Annotated in this window: 18 protein-coding genes and 1 other annotated feature; of the genes, 8 read left to right on the top strand and 10 right to left on the bottom strand. The window is 47.7% G+C overall.

Features of this window, described 5'->3' with window-relative positions:
• The first annotated feature begins 62 nt into the window (after positions 1-62).
• Positions 63-500: a universal stress protein gene (locus tag KNP00_RS03860; RefSeq protein ID WP_012726732.1), complete on the top strand. Its 438-nt coding sequence runs from the start codon at positions 63-65 to the stop codon at positions 498-500.
• A 53-nt stretch (positions 501-553) separates the two neighbouring features.
• Here the strand turns inward: KNP00_RS03860 and KNP00_RS03855 are convergent, their stop codons facing one another.
• The 4 genes from KNP00_RS03855 to tpx form a co-directional block, all read right to left on the bottom strand.
• Positions 554-1,156, bottom strand: a complete 603-nt coding sequence (locus KNP00_RS03855; RefSeq protein WP_215142446.1) for a 3D domain-containing protein — start codon at positions 1,154-1,156, stop codon at positions 554-556.
• A 404-nt stretch (positions 1,157-1,560) separates the two neighbouring features.
• Complete coding sequence (locus KNP00_RS03850; protein ID WP_215142444.1) at positions 1,561-2,772, bottom strand: acetate kinase; 1,212 nt, start codon at positions 2,770-2,772, stop codon at positions 1,561-1,563.
• 123 nt (positions 2,773-2,895) lie between these two features.
• On the bottom strand, positions 2,896-3,783 hold the full coding sequence (locus KNP00_RS03845) for a class I SAM-dependent methyltransferase (protein ID WP_215142442.1): 888 nt from the start codon (positions 3,781-3,783) through the stop codon (positions 2,896-2,898).
• Between the two features lie 97 nt (positions 3,784-3,880).
• Positions 3,881-4,369, bottom strand: a complete 489-nt coding sequence (tpx, locus tag KNP00_RS03840; RefSeq protein WP_215142440.1) for a thiol peroxidase — start codon at positions 4,367-4,369, stop codon at positions 3,881-3,883.
• A 148-nt stretch (positions 4,370-4,517) separates the two neighbouring features.
• Between tpx and KNP00_RS03835 the strand changes: the two genes are divergently transcribed.
• On the top strand, positions 4,518-5,336 hold the full coding sequence (locus KNP00_RS03835) for an NAD kinase (RefSeq protein ID WP_215142773.1): 819 nt from the start codon (positions 4,518-4,520) through the stop codon (positions 5,334-5,336).
• A 50-nt stretch (positions 5,337-5,386) separates the two neighbouring features.
• On the opposite strand, the gene KNP00_RS03830 is transcribed toward KNP00_RS03835, so the two are convergent.
• Together KNP00_RS03830 and ezrA are read right to left on the bottom strand one after the other, a co-directional pair.
• Positions 5,387-6,958, bottom strand: coding sequence for an amidohydrolase (locus KNP00_RS03830; protein WP_215142438.1), 1,572 nt, complete (start codon positions 6,956-6,958; stop codon positions 5,387-5,389).
• Positions 6,959-7,032: 74 nt separating this feature from the next.
• Positions 7,033-8,763, bottom strand: coding sequence for a septation ring formation regulator EzrA (gene ezrA / locus KNP00_RS03825; RefSeq protein ID WP_215142436.1), 1,731 nt, complete (start codon positions 8,761-8,763; stop codon positions 7,033-7,035).
• Between the two features lie 236 nt (positions 8,764-8,999).
• Between ezrA and KNP00_RS03820 the strand changes: the two genes are divergently transcribed.
• Positions 9,000-9,482, top strand: a complete 483-nt coding sequence (locus tag KNP00_RS03820; protein WP_215142434.1) for a GAF domain-containing protein — start codon at positions 9,000-9,002, stop codon at positions 9,480-9,482.
• A 222-nt stretch (positions 9,483-9,704) separates the two neighbouring features.
• Positions 9,705-10,304: a 30S ribosomal protein S4 gene (gene rpsD / locus KNP00_RS03815; RefSeq protein WP_074033444.1), complete on the top strand. Its 600-nt coding sequence runs from the start codon at positions 9,705-9,707 to the stop codon at positions 10,302-10,304.
• Positions 10,305-10,338: 34 nt separating this feature from the next.
• On the opposite strand, the gene KNP00_RS03810 is transcribed toward rpsD, so the two are convergent.
• Positions 10,339-10,899: a GTP pyrophosphokinase gene (locus KNP00_RS03810; RefSeq protein WP_215142432.1), complete on the bottom strand. Its 561-nt coding sequence runs from the start codon at positions 10,897-10,899 to the stop codon at positions 10,339-10,341.
• A 161-nt stretch (positions 10,900-11,060) separates the two neighbouring features.
• Entirely contained in the window at positions 11,061-12,308 is a 1,248-nt protein-coding gene (gene tyrS, locus KNP00_RS03805) for a tyrosine--tRNA ligase (RefSeq protein WP_215142430.1), read from the bottom strand.
• Between the two features lie 47 nt (positions 12,309-12,355).
• Positions 12,356-12,554, bottom strand: a binding site (T-box leader).
• Positions 12,555-12,723: 169 nt separating this feature from the next.
• Here tyrS and KNP00_RS03800 point away from each other — a divergent pair.
• A complete protein-coding gene (locus tag KNP00_RS03800; RefSeq protein WP_215142428.1) occupies positions 12,724-15,183 on the top strand; it encodes a transglycosylase domain-containing protein in 2,460 nt (819 codons plus the stop codon).
• A gap of 40 nt (positions 15,184-15,223) precedes the next feature.
• On the opposite strand, the gene acsA is transcribed toward KNP00_RS03800, so the two are convergent.
• Entirely contained in the window at positions 15,224-16,930 is a 1,707-nt protein-coding gene (gene acsA, locus KNP00_RS03795) for an acetate--CoA ligase (RefSeq protein ID WP_215142426.1), read from the bottom strand.
• Positions 16,931-17,085: 155 nt separating this feature from the next.
• Here acsA and KNP00_RS03790 point away from each other — a divergent pair, with 155 nt between their 5' ends.
• From KNP00_RS03790 to KNP00_RS03780, 3 genes are read left to right on the top strand one after another with little or no spacing between them, the layout of a single operon-like run.
• Entirely contained in the window at positions 17,086-17,715 is a 630-nt protein-coding gene (locus tag KNP00_RS03790) for a GNAT family N-acetyltransferase (RefSeq protein WP_215142424.1), read from the top strand.
• A 12-nt stretch (positions 17,716-17,727) separates the two neighbouring features.
• On the top strand, positions 17,728-18,360 hold the full coding sequence (locus KNP00_RS03785; protein WP_215142422.1) for an acetoin utilization AcuB family protein: 633 nt from the start codon (positions 17,728-17,730) through the stop codon (positions 18,358-18,360).
• Positions 18,357-19,526 (top strand): acetoin utilization protein AcuC, encoded by a 1,170-nt coding sequence (locus tag KNP00_RS03780; RefSeq protein ID WP_215142420.1) that lies wholly within the window; start codon positions 18,357-18,359, stop codon positions 19,524-19,526. The genes KNP00_RS03785 and KNP00_RS03780 overlap by 4 nt, the downstream gene beginning before the upstream one ends.
• Positions 19,527-19,575: 49 nt before the next feature.
• Here the strand turns inward: KNP00_RS03780 and ccpA are convergent, their stop codons facing one another.
• The gene (ccpA, locus tag KNP00_RS03775; RefSeq protein WP_215142418.1) at positions 19,576-20,589 is read right to left on the bottom strand and encodes a catabolite control protein A; all 1,014 of its coding nucleotides are present in this window, start codon (positions 20,587-20,589) and stop codon (positions 19,576-19,578) included.
• Positions 20,590-20,593 lie beyond the last annotated feature (4 nt).

Raw genomic sequence — 20,593 nt, 5'->3', positions numbered from 1 at the left:
AAGAAGTGGTATACTATATATGTAAGCCGAACGTACATTTCGAGCGAAAGGTTGGGATTTACATGGCAATTGTATACAAACATATCTTATCTGCCGTTGACGGCTCTAAAGAGGCGGAACGTGCATTCGAAACAGCAATCGATGTCGCGATTCGTAACGAAGGGAAGCTGTACGTCGGTCACGTGATTGATACACGTACGTTTGCAACTGTCGAAGCGTATGATCGGACAATCACCGAGCGTGCTGAGACATATGCCAAAGAGTTGCTTGAAGACTATGTGAATCGCGCGAAAGAACGCGGTGTAAAAGAAGTGGAGACTGTCATTGAGTACGGTTCTCCTAAAGTGACGATTGCAAAAAAAATCGCGCCTAATCATGATATTGATCTTATTATTTGTGGTGCGACCGGTTTGAACGCCGTGGAACGTTTCTTTATCGGAAGCGTTTCTGAGAGCATCGTCCGCTATGCGAAATGTGACGTCCTCATCGTCCGTCAATAATCACCGTTCCATCAAAAAGGGTCTTGCGCAATCGCAAGACCCTTTCTTATGCATTACAACACCTTGACTGTAACGGTTTGACGACCAAACTGAATCGCCGCACTATGTGAATACATTAAAATGTCGATTTTATTTCCCTTAATGGCACCGCCTGTGTCAGCTGCCGTGTAGGTACCTAACAACTTGTTCCCTACGTATACTTGCACTTTAGTTCCGAGTGGAATAACTCGCGGGTCCACCGCGACGACGTTGCGTTTTTGAGTACGAACGTTCCAGCCGAGTGCCGTCTTACCAGAGCATCCTTTGCAATACGGTGTATACGCCGATGCGTTCATCGTATACGTTTTGACGCTTGCTGGTTGGAGCGGTTTTGGAGCACTCACGGTACGCAAGTTCTTTGTCGGGACCCACCCGGCCTTCCCTTTATAGTTCACACGAATCCAAGCACCTCGAGAACCTGTACGTTGAAGACGATCACTCGCTGTCATCTTCCCAATTACCCGTGCACTTGATCTTCCCTCTGAATAAATCATCTTTGAACCTGATTTTGTTGCTACATACACTTTTTTTGTAGCCGCATCCACTTGTGGAGATGGTAAGGCAAAGGCAAATACAGCGATGGCGAGAAGTAATAGCGTCATGATTTTTTTCAACATACGTGTTTCGTCCTCTCTTCGTCAGTTTGTCTTCGTTCGATGGCGTCACTTCTATAACAGGTGCTCTTGCAGCATTCCAATAAATATTTCGTCCAGATAACTATATGACGAAATATCCACTCGTGCCGTTACACTTCCTGTTCATTTGAATGACACGTACGTTACAGACAGATGTCATTTTGACCGCTTTTTCAACATTCTTTGACATACCGAAACGAAAAAGAGATATTTATATAAATTTACATCCAATATATGGTCCAATCATGACGCGAACGTTACAAAACGATATGAAAAGCTCGCCTTATATTACAACCGCCAAACCATTTGTCCTATTCAATTCTCTTTCCGCTAGTAAAAAAGGCTCAAAAAAAACCCACGTTACGTCATAACGTGGGGTCGTCTCATCAAGCGTGTTCTTCGACAAGGTTTGCGATGCGAACCGTGTCACGCGCAATGACCAATTCTTCGTTTGTCGGGATGATGATTACTTTAACTGGTGAGTGTGGGTAGTTGATGAACAACTCTTTTCCGCGAGCACCATTGTTGAGTGAAGGGTCCCAATAGACACCCATGAACTCGAGACCGCGAAGGATCCGCTCACGGATGACATCCGAGTTCTCACCGACACCTGCTGTGAAGAGGATGGCGTCGACACCATTCATTTCAGCCGCATATTGACCGATGTAACCGTGAATCCGGTTTGAGAAGATTTTGAGCGAGACTTCTGCACGATGGTTTCCTTCTGCAGCCGCTTGCTCGATGTCACGCAAGTCACTCGAGATACCAGAGAGACCGTAAACACCAGACTCTTTATTCATGACGTTCAATACGTCCTCAGCAGACTTCCCTGTTTTTTGCATCAAGAACGGGATGAGGGCAGGGTCGAGTGAACCTGAGCGTGTTCCCATCGTGATTCCTTCAAGTGGCGTGAAGCCCATCGTTGTATCGATTGAACGACCACCTGCGACCGCTGCAATCGATGCACCGCTACCGAGGTGACATGAGATCAATCGCAAATCTTCGAGTGGACGACCGAGAAGTTCTGCCGCACGCTGCGTGACGTACTTGTGGCTCGTCCCGTGGAAGCCATACTTACGGACACCATGCTCCGTATAGTATTCATACGGAAGACTGTATAAGAAGTTCTCTTCAGGCATGGACTGGTGGAATGCTGTATCGAACACCGCAACTTGTTGAACGTTCGGCAAGATTGCTTGGAACGCGCGAATCCCAGTCAAGTTTGGCGGGATGTGAAGTGGTCCAAGCTCTGTGAACGATTCGATGTTCTTCATGACTTCATCGTCGATCACGACCGAATCCGCATATAGCTCTTTTCCGTGCAACACACGGTGTCCCACTCCAGAAATTTCATCGAACGATTGAATGATGTCGAGTTCAATCAACTTCTCCAATGCCAATTCAACTGCTTCTTTGTGCGTGTGAAGCGGAGTGACTACGTTGAACTTCTGTCCTTCTCCGTATTTAATCGTAAAAATTGCATCTTCTTTCCCTACACGCTCCACGAGTCCAACTGCGAGCAACTCTTCCGAAGGCATCTCGAGCAACTGGAACTTGAGCGATGAACTACCAGCATTGACTGCCATAATTTTTGTCATGTCATACACCTCTTATCTTTCATTTTCAACGCATATTTATCTGTTTAACGTAAAAACGATAACTGTATCATATTGAAGATACTTGATTTCACATAACTTTTTCAAGTGTTTTGTCCATTATTTTTATGTTGTTTTAAACCAGTCATCAATCTGTTTCACCACATTTGCTACCGCTCTTACATCTGTGAACGAAGGAAGTTCCACAAATAAGGCTTGTTTTGGACGGCTGACGTCCTCCCCTAACTTTTGAAGGAGCAACAAGCTCTTCGCATAACGCTCGTCTTTGAACATCGTCGTCGGGAGTTGGATGACGCCTTTCACAACGGCTTCACGGTCCATCCACTGTTTTAATTTCCCTTCATCATCCTGTTCAAACAAATTGTTCGGGATGACAAACAACCCATGTCCCCCTGGTTTCGTATGACGAATCGCCTGTTCCATCATGAGGAAATGCGAATAGGCGTACCCTTCATCTCGTTTCATCTCGTATCCGGCCGCGACTTCGTCATTCGGATAATATCCGATTGGCAAGTCGGCAACGGAAAGATCGCTCGGCTCAACGAAGAGAGGAGCGATGGCGTCTTGGTGGAAGTATGATACCGGCTCCTCAAGTAAATTACTTACGGAATAGGAAAGACGAAGTAATAAATCATCCACTTCGACCGCTTGCGCCGTCGCATGTTTTAACTGAGAGAGAATGGCGTGCGTCAACGTACCTGTCCCGCTCCCAAGGTCAAGAATCGTCGCATTTTCCTCAAGCAGCTTTGTAGCCAAGTAACCCATGAAGAGGCTGACCGCATCCGGTGTCGGTTGATTGTTCGGAGGGAGTTGCGTCGTTTCTTCTAGGACAAGTAAACTGACGGCTTTACGCACATCGTCTGTCTTCTCGTTTTTAATGTCGACATGATCAAAGACTTGGACGAGCGCCTCGATCGGTAACACGTCCAAATCACTGACGAGTTTTTTCGCTTCTTTCTTCCAATCACGATACAGTTGTTCAAAACGTTCCATTTTCGTTCATCCTTTCCATACAAAACCGGCCCCCCATAAGAGGACCGGTCGGTTCACGTACTAGTGTAAGCTATTTTCATCCATTTCGCCAAACGAATCACTCTGCTTGTTTGAATGCATCGAGCGCCGCCCCGAAATCGACTTCGTCTGTCATTTCATCCATGTATTGAACATACTGCACGACGCCTTTTGAATCGATGACGAACACCGAGCGTGCAAGAAGACGCATCTCTTCAATCAACACGCCATACGCTTTCGCGAATGAGAGGTCGCGGTGGTCCGAAAGTGTGACCACATTGTCTAGACCAGACGCCGAACACCAGCGGCGCTGCGCGAATGGTAGGTCGTTTGATACTGTCAATACGGTCCCACCGAGTGATGACGCCTTTTCATTGAACTCACGCGTTTGTGCGTCACATACGCCTGTGTCAATCGAAGGGATGACACTGACCAATTTCTTCCCCGGATAACTCGCTAACGTCACTTCCTCTAACGCAGTCGTCAAGACGCGAAAGTCAGGCGCCTCGTCTCCTACTTTGACTGGATTCCCTTGCAATGTCACATTGTTCCCTTTAAATGTCGTCATAAACTCATCCCCTTTTCGTAGTTTCCATTTCATCATATCGATGAACTTGATCCTTTGACAAACTTCTTGCTTTTGACTCTGTTTCAGTTTTCCCTATATCGCTCGGAAGAAACACGTTATAATGAGGGGGACACCATTGACAAAGGGGATGACTCAGATGAGAAACAACGTCTATTTGTACCATCGAAACGTCAACGAATTCACGAAAGAAGTGAAGAAACTAAAAGAAATCGGGGAAAAACATGGATTCAACATCGTGAATCAACCCGAGGACGCAAACATCATCGCCGCAATCGGCGGGGACGGGGCATTCTTACAGGCTGTTCGCTACACCGGTTTTCGTCAGGATGCGATTTACGTCGGGTTCGGACGTGGACTGAACGAGTTTTACTGTGATTTCGATATACATAAACTCGATGAAGTCGATCGTCTTTTCTCGGACAACTCGAGTCGAATCGAAGAAGGTCTTGAAGTACGGAAGTATCCGCTTCTTTCCGCATCCATCAACGAGTCGACATCGCTGCTCTGTTTGAACGAAGCTTCGATTAAATCCAGTATCATCAAGTCTCTCGCCATCGAGGTGTATATTGACGATTTACATTTTGAGACATTCCGTGGGGACGGAATGGTCGTGTCGACACCGACCGGTTCGACTGCCTATAACAAATCGCTGAGCGGTGCAGTCGTCGACCCACTCATCCCATGCATGCAGGTGAGTGAGATCGCCTCGGTCAACAACAATCGCTACCGCACGCTCGGTTCGTCCTTTATCGTCCACGATTCGCGCAAGTTGTCACTTCGTATCGTAGAAGATGGTAACGACTACCCAATCATCGGGATGGACAATGAGGCGCTCAGCTTGAAGTATACTGATCGGATTGATATCGAGCTCTCGGACCAAGTCATTAAAACCGTAAAACTACGGACCAACTCGTTCTGGCATAAAGTACAACGCTCGTTCTTCTAATCAAGAAGAGGAGCTGATTCACCCAATGCGGATGAATCAGCTCCTCTTTTTTACGGTGTAACCGTCTCTGCTTCAAATACAGGTTTCCCTTCGACCACGGTCATAAGGAGGCGATTATGGAGAATAGCCTCCCCACTTAACTCGAAAAAGTCTTCGTCCCACACTGTAAAGTTTGCATTGTAACTTTGGATCAGTAGCCCGTTCCTTCCGTGTGTGCCCGTCGCGACATGAGGTGAATACGTGAAGCTTCGGAGCGCCTCGTACATGGACAGGCGTTCGTTCGGATTCAGTGTAGCCGAGCCTTTAAAGGACTGACGCGCCACTGCCCCGAACAATCCTTTACGGACGTCGACAGACGAGATCGGTGCGTCACTTCCCCCTAATAGCAATGCCCCCGTGTCGAGTAGCGACTTGAAACGATAGACGTCATGAACACGCTCATTCCCTAATCGCTCAAACAACATATCTACGTCATCCGATAAAAATACAGGTTGTGCGTCAATCAGTACCGGTAGCGATTTGATTCGCTTGATGAGCGAATCGTTTAACAATGAGGCATGAATGATTCGGTCGCGCGTCCCTTTTTTCGCCGGATATTTTTCGAGCAGGCTGACAAATTGTTCGACCGCCGCATCCCCGATTACGTGTGCCGCCACATTCATCCCATACGTGCGTGCCTTTTTGACGAGTGCTTCAAGATGATCCGGCCGATGCACTTCGATTCCCCGCTGACTTTGGTCATCTGCGTACGGAATCGATAAGAGAGCGGTACGTCCACCGAACGAACCGTCAACAAAAAGTTTCATCGCCCCGAAATCAAACCGCTTCCGCTTTGTCATCGCGTCATGCTGAATCACACGGTCCACGACCTGTTCGTGAACGAGGAGATGTGCCTGAAACGGTAGTTCATCCAAGACATCTTCATATGCTTGAATCGTCTCAAGCGGATCCCCGTGATAAAACAAATCTTCCGTGTGCGCGCCTACGATGCCATGAGCAAATAACGAATCGATGGCACGTCGTAAAGAAGTCGCATTCTTCTTTCGGTTTCCACTTAGTTCTTTATAGAGGAGGTCCAAGGCGGCATCGTATAGGACCCCATTCAACTTTCCATCTTCGTCTCGACCGAGCTTCCCACCTTCAATGACCGTGTGGTGTATGAGCCCAAGTCGCTCGAGCCCTTTCGAGTTTACGACCGCCACATGACGACAAACTCGCTTCAGTACGACAGGACGATCGCCTATCACCTCATCGATCCTCTCTCGTGTCGGCATCTCACCGAGCAGACGGTCATCGAACCCCTCGGCCACAATCCATTCGTCATCTGACCCTTGTTGTTTCATCGTTTCAAGCAATTCCCGAAGGTTCGTCGCTTCACTCGCGTCGACTCGGTCTAGCGCTTCCCCATACCCTACGAGATGGATATGTGAATCAGTGAAAGCAGGATATACACTCTTCCCATTCAAGTTCACGATGTCTTCGATTCGACCGGCGTATGTACGTCGGAGATTCCCCTCTTCCCCCATCTTTAAGACGCGACCGTGTTCGATAAACATGGCACGTTCCATTTCTCCTGGTTTGTTTAACGTATAAATGTTTCCGTTGACCCATAGCGTACCCATCTGACGATTCCTCCTTGATAGAAAAAAGATTGACGTCTACGTTTTTCCCGTTTCCGTCAACCTTCATGCATCGTTTATTTTTTTAACAGCTCTTGTTGTTCCAATCCATGGTCCACACGTTGACGAATCCGATGTGCCCCATCCTCTTCAAAGCGACTCAGTACCCGTTCACCGATTTCAACCGCCGTTCCATACTCACCGTGCAAAAATTTATTTTCTGCAAGCGTCAAGGCGATGTGCACCTCGTTGTCGCGACGACGGAAACGGTTCGCATACTGCAACAACTGCTCGGCGTATGTCACTTGTCGAATGAGCGCATGTACACGGTCACGGAAGTTGTCCATCATCTCTTCAATGTCATGACTAAGTCCGACAATGTATGTCATATTGAACGGCGCTTTATCGAATTGCTCGTCTAACGATTGGACCCCTTTTTGAAGTTGACGCAAATCGTTCGATAAGTCATTCGGAATCATCGGCATCGCACTTTTCGCCAAGAGGCGTCGGTGTGAAGACAATTCTTTCTTCCACGTTTCAAGTTTGTGTCGTACTTCAAGTTCTTCTTTTCGTAACGAATTCGTGTCCTCGATGAATCGTTCGTGCATCGCATTGAACTGGTCAAGTGAACGTTTCGCCTCTTGCACTTTGGATTTGATCAAGCTAAACGGCAACATTTGTGCGACTAGGGCCTGTTCGATATCAAGCACGTTCGCGGTAAGTGTCGTCCGTTCCCGCTCTAACTGTTCGAACTCTTCACCGACGCGGGCATTGATCTCATAATTGCTGACAAGTCGAGACATTTCCGTCTGTAGGTTTTCCATGATTTCAGTAGAACGCTGCTCACGCTCTTGAATTGCCGCGAACTCTTTTTTCACGTATTGACGAGCATCGACTTCTGTCCGGAACGCTTCAAACAACTGATCGATATCTGAACTCAATTGTTGCATATCCTCTTCAAAATGTTCGAACTCCAAACGTTCGATTCGGGCCATCATTTCCTCACGACGATCTTCTGCCTGATCGATTTCTTCTAGCAATCCGAGCGGCTCGAGCGCATATCCGTCCATTTGCATCTCCTTATGCCCGGCACGCAACTGTTGGAGTTGTTGTTTTAACTCGACTTGTACCGTACGTACAAACTGTGGGATGATGCGAATCAATTCACGGATATGGGCGACTTGGCTTGATAAGGCTTGTCCCGCCTCAAACGCTTGCGAGACTTGACCGGTTTGCTTTAAGTTGATCATCTCGCTCCGTTTTGTCTCGGCTGCCACAATCTCTTGTTCAACTAGCGCATAAGTCGGTCCGAATGCCTGATTTTGCGCCTGTAACGTCTTGCGGAACTGATACAGTTCTTTTTCATCTTGCTTCACGATGTCTATGAGCGAAGTATGATGTGTCGTAAACTCATCCATCTCATCGAGCATGGCGTGTACCATCGCCTCGAGTTCTTCAATAAGTTGTTCAGTCGCATTCAAATCGGTCTTTACTTTCATGAAACGGTATTTATCCAAGTCTTCTTCTGACCGATACAACGCTTCATCGATTTGACCCGTATGCACACTGACCAACTCATCCCAAGATTGATGCCAACGATCAAACTTCTCTTTCGTTTCCCCTTCCATCGGCCACTGCTTGAATTTTTGGAGCTCAACAGGTACGCTCGCGCTGAGCACGCTTTGTTTCCTCATATCCAAATCGTCAATTTTTTGGTAAAAATTCCTTCGGATGAGCATACTTCCTAACATTCCGCCTAATACGACGGCGATGATTCCAATAATTAATCCATAAATTCCGTAATCCATCTTTGTCACAACCTCCAAGCCGCTTTCGTGGACTTATGTACCTTATATAAAAAAGAAGTATTTTATAAGAATAGATATACTTAATCATATTATAGAACCAATGATTTGCATAGGTTTTCCAATGGTTTCAGTGGAGATTGTTCCTTTTTCGGAACTTTCAAGCAAGACAAACGCAAAATTTGCGTGTACCATAATGCTACATTCTAATTTACTTTTGAAAAATGGAGGATTGTGATATGTTCCAAACGACATCGTATTCAGATGATTTAAAAGACGGTTACGACCTACTAAACAAGCAGCTTGCCGCCCTGTTAGAAGGAGAAACGAATACAGTGGCCAACCTTGCCAACGCCAGTGCTCTATTGAATCAATTTTTAGACCGAATCAACTGGGTCGGGTTTTACGTGACGAACTCCGATGACAGTTTGATTTTAGGTCCTTTCCAAGGCCTTCCGGCATGTGTTCATATCGCATTCGGTAAAGGAGTTTGCGGAACGGCGGCTGCCACACAAGAAACCCAACTCGTAGCCGATGTTCATCAATTCCCAGGACATATCGCTTGCGATGCGGCTTCCAACTCGGAAATTGTCGTCCCACTCGTACGTGATGGCAAGACGATTGGCGTCCTCGATATCGATAGCCCTGAACTCGATCGTTTCTCTGAAATCGACCGAGAAGGGCTCGAACGTTTTTGTGAGACGTTACTTCGCTTTATTTGATTGACAAGCATTTACTTTCATCGTATACTCATCTTTGTGCATGAAATGACGATAGCAGTCATAGACAAACGTATCCACCTTTCGGGCCTCGACTTAGTCGGAGGGGCATCTCGTAGCTTCGCTATCAAGTGAAGGTGCTTGCACCTTGAAAGGGGCGTTACTCGTCTTTGACACCGTTGTTCTTTTGTGCAAAATACATGAACAACAAGGAGGAGTCCAATCATGGCTCGTTACACAGGTCCAGCTTGGAAACTCTCGCGTCGCTTAGGCATCTCGCTTAGCGAAACGGGTAAAGAATTAGTTAAACGTCCTTACGCACCAGGTCAACACGGAAATGGTCGTAAAAAAATCTCAGAATACGGTCTTCAGCTTCAAGCGAAGCAAGCACTTCGTCACATGTACGGAGTGAACGAGAAGCAATTCCGCCGCATCTTCAACGATGCTGGTAAAATGCCAGGCATCCACGGTGAGAACTTCATGTTCTTGCTCGAATCACGCCTTGACAACCTCGTTTACCGTTTCGGCCTTGCTCGCACACGTCGTGGAGCACGCCAACTCGTCAACCACGGTCACATCACAGTTGACGGTTCACGCGTAGACATCGCGTCTTACCGCGTAAAACCTGGTCAAGTGATCGCAGTTCGTGAAAAGTCGAAAAACGTGAAAGCAATCGCTGAAGCTCTTGAAGTAGCACCAGCTACAAAAGACTTCGTATCGTTCGACGCTGAGAAACTCGAAGGTACATTCGTACGTCTCCCAGAACGCGCTGAACTTAACGACCAAATCAAAGAGCAACTCATCGTCGAGTACTACTCACGTTAATGCTTTTTATCCCCTTCTTCGTGAAGGGGATTTTTTATTTTTTTAATATCTCTTGTCGAATGCGTCCCATCTGCGTATCGAGAGCGTCGGCCATGAGTGACGCTTCAATGAGCTCTTCTTTCGATGATTCTGGTACTTCATGTTGATATTTATACTGAAGCTTATGTTCCGTCGCTGCCCAAAAGTCCATGGCGAGCGTGCGAATTTGAATCTCGGCCGGCACCCAGATGATTCGTTCGGCCAAATAGACTTTTGTCTTCACGATCAGATGTAAGCTCCGATAGCCACTCGGCTTCGGATGCTCGATATAATCTTTGACTTCGACGATATCCAAATCATCCCGCGCCTCCAGATGACGCAAGATTTCATAAATATCGTCGCGGAAGCTCGTAACGATTCGAATCCCCGCCACATCGTGCACGTGTTCCCAAAGTGCAGTCACTTCTAAAGGTAAGTTTTTCCGCTTCATCTTGCGCACGATCGACGGCAACGTCTTCATTCTCGTCTTCACATGTTCAATCGGTGAATACCCGAGTCGCGTCTGCCAATCCAAATCGATAATCCCGAGGTCGCTCTCGAGTTCTGTGATCGCCATCTCATAGTATCGAAAATATTCACGCCATTAATGAAACGATTCGTCAAAAAATTCTTCTATCTCCATCATCATCCCTCCCGTCTCACTATTTTAACAAACCCGAGCTACACGTCATGCACAAAAAAGTCCATCCCCCAACAAACGAGGGACGGACATGATGATCATACGTGACGAATCACGAAGTACTTTTTCTTCCCACGACGGATGATGGTGAACTCACCGAGCGTATCTTCACGCGTGACGACTTTATCAAGTGCCTGTTCACGTTCGCCGTTCAAGTAAATCGCTCCGTTCGTTACATCTTCACGTGCTTGACGTTTTGATGGAGAGATTTTTGCTTCGACGAGGAGATCGACAATGTTACGCTCACCATCAAGCTCGAATTGCGGCATGCCTTTAAACGCAGCCGTCATATCTTCCGGTTGAAGCGACGTCAAATCACCGCTGAAGAACGCTTTTGTGATCCGCTCCGCCTGTTCAAGCCCGACTTCTCCGTGGACGAGCTTTGTCATCTCTTCGGCGAGACGACGCTGTGCGACACGTTTTTCAGGAGCTTCCGACACTTCTGTCTCAAGTGCTTCAATCTCTTCACGGCTCATGAATGTGAAGTATTTGATGAACTTGATGACGTCCGCATCGTCGACGTTAATCCAAAACTGGTAGAACTCGTATGGTGACGTTTTATCAGCATCTAACCAAACTGCACCACCAGCCGACTTTCCAAACTTCTGACCGTCCGACTTTGTAACGAGCGGGACCGTGAGACCGAATGCCTTTTCCGAATGACCGAAACGACGAATCAATTCAAGGCCTGCCGTAATGTTCCCCCACTGGTCACTTCCACCGACTTGAAGGCGGCACGTCTCCGTCTCGTACAATTTCAAGAAATCGTATGATTGGAGCAACATGTATGAGAATTCGGTGTATGAGATTCCACCCTCCATACGTGAATCGACTGAATCTTTCGCGAGCATGTAACTGATTGGGAAATGCTTCCCGATGTCTCGGAGAAAATCGATGATCGACATTTCTTCTGTCCATTCATAGTTGTTTCGGATCGTAATCGGATTTTCCCCTTCAAGCGGAAGGAATCGGCTCAACTGATCTTTGATACGATCAGAGAAGAGTTTGACCGTATCCAACGTGTTAAGGGAACGTTCGTCTGAACGACCAGACGGGTCACCAATCATTCCTGTAGCCCCACCGACGAGGGCGATGACTTGATGGCCAGCTTGCTGGAACCGTTTCAATGTTAAAATCGGCAATAAATGCCCAATATGAAGCGAGTCCGCCGTCGGATCAAACCCTGTGTATAACGTCGTCGGTTTTTTAAGTTGTTCCTTTATCCCTTCTTCATCTGTCATTTGGCTGACAAGCCCTCGAAACGCTAAATCTTCTAATAGTTCCATCTGTTCCACTCCTTCAATTGACATAAAAAACGTCCCTTCTCATGATGAGAAGGGACGGAGATTCCGCGGTACCACCCTACTTGTCGCATTTTGCGACCGCTTGAGCGAGAGATAACGGTCTCGTAACCGGCCTAAAGGCACGCTCTGAAAGTGTAATTCATCGATTGGCATTGGCTAGTTCACAGCAACCACTAGCTTTCTGGACAAGAGACCCACCGACTACTTCGCTTTCTTCACAGCGTCATCATATCGTTAACTATGCTATTCATTTTATAAGCATCGTTTTCTACTTGTCAACTCCCATTGTGAAACTTGCATGAGACATCCCTTTCACGGTAATCTGTAGGTTGTGTTGTGCTATAATCGAATATATTACTGTCTAAAATAGTTTCACACCATATTGAAGGAGGCTGTCATGCTGCAAAAGATTCGAGATTTATGGAATAACCCGACGTCGATGAAAGTACGTCGCTATGCCAATGTGATGTATGATGTGTCCTGGAATGTCCTACTTTTGACCATCATTTCAGTGTTATTAATCGGATTTTTAGGCGCCGGAATCGGTGTCGGCTATTTCGCATCGCTTGTCAAAGATATGCCGACCCCCGCTTATAAGACGATGACATCACAAATTAATACGTACACCTCGACTTCCAACATTCATTTTGGAAGCGGAGAACGCATCGGGAACTATACGACCGATGAGGTTCGAATACCGATCCCGGTCGAAAAAGTATCCCCTTATGTCGTCGATGCACTTCTCGCGACCGAGGACGTCGAGTTTTATGAGCACGATGGCGTCGTTCCGAAAGCGACGTTACGCGCAATTTTACAGGAAGCGACCGGGTCAGAAGATCGCACGGGGGGATCGACCCTTACACAACAGTTGATCAAAAACCAAATGCTGACGAACGAAGTGTCGTTCGAACGGAAGGCAAAAGAGATTTTACTCGCCTTGCGCCTTGAAAAAGCAATGGATAAGGACGAAATCTTAAATGCTTACTTGAACGTCGTCTCGTTCGGGCGCAACTCGATGGGACGTAACATCTCAGGAATCGAAGCAGCGGCTCGCGGTGTTTTCAACACTTCTGCCGAAAAGTTGACGCTCCCACAAGCTGCGTTTTTAGCAGGAATCCCGAAAAACCCGTTCTTCTATACACCTTACTACCAAGGCGGCGTCATTAAAGAGGACGTATCCGGTGCAATCAACCGAATGAAAACCGTCTTGAACCGGATGTATGTCGCCGGGAAGATTACTAAAGAAGAGTATGACACTGCATACAATTACGACATCACACAAGACTTTATGCAAACACAGACAAAGCCGCGTGATAAATATCCGTATGTCATTGATGAAGCTGAACTTCAGGCACGCCAAATCGTTACGGATTATTTAATTGAACAAGATGAAATCAATATGAATGACCTCGAACCAAAAGAACGAGAAGACATTCGCTCAAGCTACGCAAAACGCGCACATAACATGCTGCGCCAAGGCGGATTCACGATTCGTTTAACGCTTGATAAAGAGATTCACGAAGCGATGCAACAACCGGCTAAAAATGCCGGGAACTTCGGGCCCAATCAGTATGTAGAAGAAGAGGATCGCACATTGCCTGAACAAACTTCTTCGGTCATGATTGAAAATAAAACCGGAAAAGTACTCGGATTCGTCGGAGGCCGATATATCAATGGCAAGACGGACGACTTAAACCGAGCTTTCTGGGCAGAACGTCAAATCGGATCGACTGCGAAACCTATTCTCGTTTACTCAAACGCGATTGAAGCCGGCATGATCACGCCAGCCACTCAAATCATTGACGAGGAATATTACTATCAGTTCACCGGTCCAGGACAACCGAAAAAACAAGTTCAGAACGAAGGGAAGACGTACCGCGGAGCTGTCACGATTCGCGATGCACTCAAGCTTTCGTTGAACGTCCCAGCTGTTAAAATTTACGAAGAACGTAACCAAAAGCCAGCTGATACGCAAAAATTAGTCGATATGGGGATTCCTGTATCCGAAGGAAACCGGTACGCATCAGCGATGGCCCTCGGGACAGGAGAAGTAAAACCAATCGATTTGGCAGCCTCGTATGCGATGCTCGCAAACTATGGTGAGCACGTGGAACCATATTTCATCCAGCAAATCGAATACCAAGGCGAAGTGATTTACGAAGCAGAACCAAAGAAAACGCGCATTTTCACGGAACGCACTTCTTACCTAGTGGTGGATATGCTCCGTGACGTCTATACGTCAGGTACTGCGACGTATGCACAATCGTTACTCAGCGTCCCTGGGGATTGGATGGGTAAAACCGGTACGACGAACAATCAACGCGATTCATATTTGGTCGGGTCAAACCCGAACGTCACACTCGCTGTCTGGTCCGGTTATGACTCACAACTCGCCTCGATGCTAGACGGATTGGATTATGGACGTTACTATCAACGGACCCAGCGCATTTGGTCCCAGACGATGAACCGGGTATATGCGGATCATCCTGAAGCACTAGGCGTCAGCGCACGCTTCTCACAACCTTCGAGCGTCTCTGCGAAAGACTTCAAAGACTCTGGCTCATTCTCTGAGAAGAAAAAAGTAGAAGAGAAAGAGAAAGAAGAGGAAGAGAAGAAGAAAGAAGAAGAAGAGAAAAAACGAGAGGCTGAGGAAGCGAAAAAAGAGGCTGAAGAGAAGAAACAAGAAGCTGCTGCCGATGCTGCCGCTAAGAAGAAGGCCGAAGAGGAAGCGAAACGAAAAGCTGAGGCTGAAGCAAAGAAAAAGGCTGAGGAAGAAGCGAAGAAGAAAGCGGAAGAAGAAGCTCAACAAGAAGCTGATCAACCGGATGAAGATAACGCCGATTCGGATGGTGAATGAAAAAAAGGTCGACACATATTTCGTGTCGGCCTTTTTTGATTCAGTCTTCCATCGTCGATAAGTCACCGGCCTCAAGATTTAACTCCCACGCCTTTAGGACGCGGCGCATAATCTTTCCGCTTCGTGTCTTTGGAAGCTTGTCCTTGAACTCAATTTCACGAGGGGCCGCATGGGCCGCCAAACCATCTCGAACGAACTGTTGGATTTCCTGCTTTAACTCAGCAGACGGTTCATAGCCTTTTCGAAGCGCGATGAACGCTTTAATGATTTCACCTCGGACCGGGTCTGGTTTCCCGATGACACCCGCCTCTGCGACCGCCGGATGCTCGACAAGACGACTCTCGACTTCAAACGGTCCGACTCGTTCCCCCGCAGTCATGATGACATCGTCTACGCGTCCCTGGAACCAAAAGTATCCATCTTCATCCATGTAAGCAGAGTCACCGGATACGTACCAGTCTCCCCAGAAATAGCTCTCGTACTTCGTATCGTTCTTCCAAATTTTCCGCATCATCGATGGCCAAGGCGTCTTTAGCGCTAAGTTTCCCATACGGTGCGGTGGGAGGGGTTGACCACGATCATCTAGTATCGCCGCCTCACAGCCAGGAATCGGTTTTCCCATAGAACCGGGTTTAATATCCATCGTCGGATAATTACAGATCATCATCGCACCCGTCTCCGTCATCCACCATGTATCGTGGATGCGTCGACCGAACGCCTCATGACCCCAGCGAATCACTTCCGGGTTCAGCGGTTCTCCGACTGATAAGATATGACGTAGCGAAGACAAATCATATGACTCAAACGCCTCATCCCCCGCGCCCATAAGCATGCGGAACGCAGTCGGTGCACTATACCAAACCGTTACGCCGAACCGCTCAATGACCGAGTACCAAAACTCTGGATTGAAGCGCCCCCCGACGATGACGTTCGTCGTCCCATTCAAGAACGGTGCAAAAATCCCGTAACTCGTTCCTGTCACCCATCCAGGGTCAGCCGTACACCAGTAAACATCATCCGCTTTGAGGTCGAGTACCCATTTACCGGTCATCATATGCTGAATCATGGCGTTATGGACGTGGAGGACCCCTTTCGGTTTCCCTGTTGAACCAGACGTATAGTGTAAAATCAATCCATCTTCACGGTCGACCCATGTCAGATCGAGATCTGTCGTCGCCTCGTTTGCTAATTTACGGTAATCGAGTATTTTTCCTGACTCCTCGATCTCCTCGCCTACGAGTAAAATCGTTTCGAGGTGCGGCAACTGGTCGACCGGGACGCGTGGCAACAGTTCCTTCGTCGTCACAATCACCTTCGCCTCAGAATCGAGCAACCGGTCGTGTACCGCCTGTTCCATGAATGCTTCAAATAATGGGCCTACGATGGCACCAAGTTTGATCGCACCGAGCAAAATAAAATAAAGTTCTGGCTGGCGTGGCATAAAGATAAAGACGCGGTCGCCTTTCTCTACACCAATCGACTTTAAAACATTGCCAGAACGATTGCTCTCTTTCTTCATATCCGCATACGTGTACCGCTCTTCTCGATCCCCATCGAAATAGAGTAGTGCCACTTTTGTCGCCATTTCGCTCTCTGCATGACGATCGATCGCTTCATATGCCATATTCACTTTCCCCGTCAAATTCCAAGAAAACAATGTTTCTGCTTGTGTCCATTCGAACGACTGACAAGCCTCTTCATACGACGCTAATTGATGTTCCCCTGATAACGCTCTCAATTTTTCCATCGTCAAAGATCCGCCTCCCCTGTACAGATTGGTATAATCACTCTCAGTATAGTGTTAATATTGTGACAAATCAATGAATTTCCAATTCCATCAAATCCAGATGTTTCTTACCTCTTGAAAGCGCTATAATAAGAAGTGGAAAAGGTGGTGACCCTATGAAAAAACAATATCATTCAAAGGCGTGGCAAACCTCACAAGGGGAAGTCACGATTGATGGGCCCGTTGCACCTGACGTGTTGCAGACGTACCGTCTCGATGATGGTTTGACAGCTTTTCGTGAGCCAGAAGATCAACACGAAGCGCTTGTTGATATTGCCGGATTAAAAGAAGGAAGAATCATCGTCGCCAGACAAGATGATCTCATCGTCGGCTATGTCACGTATCTCTATCCCGACCCGTATGAGCGTTGGAGCGAAGGAAACGACCCTTATATTCTTGAGCTCGGGGCAATCGAGGTGAGCCCTCGCTTTCGCGGGCAGCGGATTGGGAAACAATTGCTCGAAGTATCCATGATGGATCCCCATATGGATGATTTTTTAATTTTGACGACGGAATATTATTGGCATTGGGACTTGAAAGGCAGTGGACTCTCCATTTGGGATTACCGCAAAGTGATGGAGAAGATGATGAATCATGGAGGACTCGTCTTCTTCCCGACGGACGACCCCGAAATCGCTTCGCATCCCGCAAACTGTTTGATGGCGCGCATCGGAAAAAATGTACGCCAAGAGACGATTGATCATTTTGACTCGCTTCGGCTTCGCCGACGATTCATGTACGATTGAGGAGGGACAAACATGCTAATCGAACAGATGATGAATCGACATGTCGTGACGATTCAACCGACCAATACAATCGCTCACGCCGCAAAGCTCATGCGTGAACATCGTGTGAGACATTTGATCGTGACGAATCCAGCCCGACAAGTCGTAGGGATTGTCGGTCAATTCGAAATGAGTGGGGCAACGAGCGTGTTTCACCCGGAGAGTGAGAATGCCGATTTCCAAAACCCGATCTCGAGTATTATGCGCTCTGACGTACCGACGGCGCATCCCTTTGATTTTTTTGAAGATGCAGCCGCCTTGTTTTACGAGAATCGATTGACGTGTCTGCCGATTGTAGAACAAGGAAAACTCGTCGGTGTCTTGACTGAAACGGACTTGTTGCGCTATTTTGTCCAGTTGACAGGAGCACTTGAGCCGAGCTCACAAATCGAAATCTTAGTTGAGAACACGACCGGCTCGCTCGAGAAAGTGACTCGCCTACTCGCAAAAACAAACATCAATATCATCAACGTGTTCGTTCATCCTACGAGTGACCCATACAAACGAATTATCTCCTTTCGCGTCCAGACGATGAATCCACTACGAATCATCGAGCGGCTAAAACGAGAAGGATATGAAGTACTCGGACCGGAGATGTCGAAATGAGACCGGTCTACATATTTGGCGAGGACGAGACATCTTATCGTTTCCACGATGACCATCCGTTCAATCCATTGCGACTTGAACTGACGACTTCGCTGTTGATCGCGTCCGGAAAACTATCGAAATCTGAATGTGTCGTCCCTCCTCTCGCATCGGTCGAAGCGTTGGCGCTCGTTCATGATCGTGATTACATTGAAGCCGTCCAAGCCGCAGCAGCCGGAGAACTCTCCACGTTGAAAGCGAACAAATTTGGCCTTGGAACGGAAGATACCCCAATCTTTCCGACAATTCATGAAGGTGCGGCCCGACTTGTAGGCGGGACAATCCACGCACTCGATCTTGTGGCGAGCGGTAAAACAGAACGTGCCTTCCATGTTGGGGGTGGCTTGCATCACGGTATGCAAAGAAAAGCATCCGGGTTTTGTGTATACAATGACGCCGCCGTCGCCATTGCCCATGTCAGACAGCAATACGGTTCACGCGTCCTTTATGTCGACACAGATGCGCATCATGGAGACGGGGTGCAGTGGCTGTTCTATGACGATGATGACGTGATGACATTATCTATTCACGAGACAGGACGCTACCTCTTCCCAGGTACCGGCACGGTGACTGAACGAGGGAACGGAAGTGGGTACGGTTACAGCTGGAACGTCCCTGTCGATGCATTTACTCAAGACGACTCATTTTTAAAATGCTATGAGACCGTACTGCGGGAAGCCTGCGAATGGTTCAAACCAGATATCATCTTGACACAGAACGGTGCTGACGCACACGCTTTCGACCCGCTCACCCATTTGGCATCGACGATTCGGACGTTCGAACAAATTCCCCAGATTGCCTCGCGTCTCGCCGATGAATTTACAGACGGCCGTCTCGTCGCACTCGGTGGCGGAGGTTATGACTGGTATCGAGCCGTGCCACGCGCATGGGCACAAGTGTGGGCCGGATTGACGAGGGAGGCGCCCTATGCCGGAGAAATTCCGACAAAATGGATTGAACAGTGGTCTTCTGTCGCCGATCAACCACTCCCTACACGTTGGGACGATTCTCTTTACGCATTTGACCACATCCCTCGTCGCCAACAAATCGAGGAAAAGAATTGGGAAGTGGCGAAACGTGCATTTTGGCCGTTTATCTCAAATGATCGAAAATCGCTTTATATATAATAATAGCCTCCCCATCCATCGTGTGACCTGATGAATGAGGAGGCTATTGTTAATCTTGACGGAGCGAGTCACGACGCTCGATCCGGTGGGGCAAGACGACGTTCTTCTCTTCGATTTCTTCTGCATTTAAAATCTTCGTCAACAGACGCATCGCCACAGCCCCAATGTCATACATCGGTTGGACGACCGTCGTCAACTTCGGACGAATCATCGTTGCGAGACGCGTGTTATCGTGTCCAACGACTTCGAAGTCGTTTGGAACCGAGTAACCGGCATCTTGAATGGCATGGATGACCCCTAGAGCCATCTCATCTGTCCCAGCAAAGATTGCTTTCGGACAATCGTCCCGTTGCAACATTTTTTGCATCGCTTCAAGACCAGACGCATACGTATAGTTTCCAAGAATCATATCGTTCTCATGGAATGGAAGGCCCGCGTCCTCAAGCGCACGACGGTAACCCGCGAACTTCTTTTCACCGTTGATCTGTTGCTCGAGCGGTCCTGTGATGAATCCGACACGTTCATGCCCGTGACTGATCAACATGTGCGTTGCATCATACGCTGCCTGCTCATAATCAATGTTGACCGCAGGGAGGTCATACCCTTGATTCAACGTGGCTGCGAGCACGATTGGCACCGGTGATTTTTTAAACTCTTCAACGAGATCCTCGTGCAAACGACCACCCATGAAGATGATACCGTCCACTTGTTTTCCAAGCAGTGTATTCAGTAAATGGATTTCTTTGTCACGACTCGAATCCGAGTTACCTAAGATGATGTTGTATTTATACATCGTCGCCACGTCTTCAATACCTCGCGCCAAGTCAGCAAAGAAAATGTTCGAGATATCCGGTACGATGACACCGACCGTCGTCGTTTTCTTACTCGCTAGCCCACGAGCGACAGCGTTCGGGCGATAGCCGAGACGATCGATCGCATCTTGTACTTTCTTTCGTGTCGTCGGTTTGACGTTTGGGTTTCCGTTGACGACACGGGAAACCGTTGCCATCGACACCCCGGCTTCTCGAGCAACGTCGTAAATCGTTACATTATTACTATTCATAAAC

It is taken from the genome of Exiguobacterium qingdaonense (genome assembly GCF_018617855.1).
In the GTDB taxonomy this organism is placed as follows: Bacteria; Bacillota; Bacilli; order Exiguobacteriales; family Exiguobacteriaceae; genus Exiguobacterium; species Exiguobacterium qingdaonense.
This window is presented reverse-complemented; position numbering and strand designations above follow the sequence as displayed.